The 2,500-nt window shown below is 54.3% G+C and carries 2 rRNA genes (1 of these 2 cut by a window edge); both read right to left on the bottom strand.

Going from position 1 to position 2,500, the window contains the following annotated elements:
* Positions 1-85: 85 nt before the first annotated feature.
* A 5S ribosomal RNA gene (gene rrf, locus V6N07_RS18370) occupies positions 86-200 on the bottom strand.
* Between the two features lie 206 nt (positions 201-406).
* Positions 407-2,500 (bottom strand): 23S ribosomal RNA (locus V6N07_RS18375) (it continues 736 nt past the right edge of the window).

Below are 2,500 nucleotides of genomic sequence, written 5' to 3' on the forward strand. Positions count from 1 at the left end.
GACGCAAGAACCCCCGGTTGGTGTTTATCCAACTGGGGGTTTTTGTGTTTTATTTGTGTTTATGGAGAATTGGTGTGATTTTTAGGTTTGGCGATGACCTACTCTCCCACGTCTTGAGACGCAGTACCATCGGCGCTACAGCACTTAACGGCCGGGTTCGGGATGGGACCGGGTGTTTTGCTTGCGCTATGATCACCAAACCAAAGAATCACACCTACCGGCCCTGCGGGGCAGGGTCCGGAGTGGGAGGCAGCGTCTTTCGCAGAAAGGCGCGTTCCCACCCCGTCCGGGGTGTTTTCACATCGTCCCGACAGTCCCTTTCGGGACTGCGGGGTATTCCAAGTCGAGCACGCTGATTGTGTGTGTATGCTCTTGGTTGTCGTTCGAAGCATGGCTTCTACTGGATCAAATCAAGCCTATCGAGCAATTAGTACCGGTCAACTGAATGCATTGCTGCACTTACATCTCCGGCCTATCGACGTGGTGGTCTACCACGGCTCTCAGGGATACCTTGTTTTGAGGGGGGCTTCCCGCTTAGATGCCTTCAGCGGTTATCCTGTCCGATCATAGCTACCCAGCACTGCCATTGGCATGACAACTGGTCCACCAGTGGATCGTTCACCCCGGTCCTCTCGTACTAGGGGCAACTCCTCTCAAGTATCCTACACCCACGGAAGATAGGGACCGAACTGTCTCACGACGTTCTAAACCCAGCTCACGTACCTCTTTAAACGGCGAACAGCCGTACCCTTGGGACCTGCTCCAGCCCCAGGATGAGATGAGCCGACATCGAGGTGCCAAACGATGCCGTCGATATGGACTCTTGGGCATCATCAGCCTGTTATCCCCGGCGTACCTTTTATCCGTTGAGCGATGGCCCTCCCACTTGGGACCACCGGATCACTATGGCCGTCTTTCGACTCTGCTCGACTTGTCAGTCTCGCAGTCAGGCTGGCTTCTGCCATTGCACTCAACGAGCGATGTCCGACCGCTCTGAGCCAACCTTCGCGCGCCTCCGTTACTCTTTAGGAGGCGACCGCCCCAGTCAAACTACCCGCCACAGAGGGTCCCGGATCCGGATAACGGACCGCGGTTAGATATCAAGCGAGGCAAGGGTGGTATCTCAAGGATGGCTCCACGGCGACTGGCGTCACCGCTTCAAAGCCTACCACCTATCCTGCACATGCCTGGCCTGATACCAGTCTGAAGCTGTAGTAAAGGTGCACGGGGTCTTTCCGTCTAACCGCGGGTAACCTGCATCTTGACAGGTAATTCAATTTCGCTGAGTCGATGTTGGAGACAGCGGGGAAGTCGTTACGCCATTCGTGCAGGTCGGAACTTACCCGACAAGGAATTTCGCTACCTTAGGACCGTTATAGTTACGGCCGCCGTTTACCTGGGCTTCAATTCAGAGCTTGCACTCCTCCTTTTAACCTTCAGGCACCGGGCAGGCGTCAGACCCTATACGTCGTCTTGCGACTTCGCAGAGCCCTGTGTTTTTAGTAAACAGTCGCCACCCCCTGGTTTGTGCCCCCAGCCTCCAGTTGCCTGGAAACCGGGCCTCCTTCTCGCGAACTTACGGAGGTATTTTGCCGAGTTCCTTCAACATCGTTCTCTCAAGCGCCTTGGTATTCTCTACCAGTCCACCTGTGTCGGTTTAGGGTACGATCTCATGTAGGGCTATTTCCAGGAACCTCTAAGCAGCCCATTCAATCCGATAAGGATGAACTACCTTCGAGATCCGTCACGTCCTACTGGCTCAGGAATATTAACCTGATTCCCATCGACTACGCCTTTCGGCCTCGCCTTAGGGGTCGGCTTACCCTGCTCAGATTAGCTTTAAGCAGGAACCCTTGGACTTTCGGCGACAGGGTCTCTCACCCTGTTTGTCGCTACTCATGTCATCATTCTCGCTAGTGATCTCTCCACCGGATGGCTCACGCCCCGGCTTCATCGAATATCTCGATCCTCCGATGCACCCGAAGATGCAAAAGAGGAATGAGATAATGTCACACTACGCTCCGCTACCATGCACTATGTGCATCCTCAGCTTCGGCTCATGGCTTGAGCCCCGTTACATCTTCGCCGCAGGACAACTTGTTTAGACCAGTGAGCTGTTACGCTATCTTTAAAGGATGGCTGCTTCTAAGCCAACCTCCTGGTTGTTTTGGTCGTCCCACCTGCTTTCCCACTTAGCCATGAATTAGGGGCCTTAGCTGGAGGTCAGGGTTGTTTCCCTCTTCACGACGGACGTTAGCATTCGCCGTGTGTCTGCCATCTAGTACTCCCGGGTATTCGGAGTTTGGTTAGGATCAGTAAGCCTGTGGGGCCCCATTACCCATCCAGTGCTCTACCCCCCGGGGTATTCGGATGACGCTCTACCTAAATAGATTTCGCGGAGAACCAGCTATCTCCGAGTTTGATTGGCCTTTCACCCCTAGGCACAACTCATCCCGACCTTTTTCAACAGGTGTGGGTTCGGACCTCCAGTTAGTGTTAC

Source organism: Jannaschia sp. 2305UL9-9 (assembly GCF_041403465.1).
Taxonomy (GTDB): domain Bacteria; phylum Pseudomonadota; class Alphaproteobacteria; order Rhodobacterales; family Rhodobacteraceae; genus Jannaschia.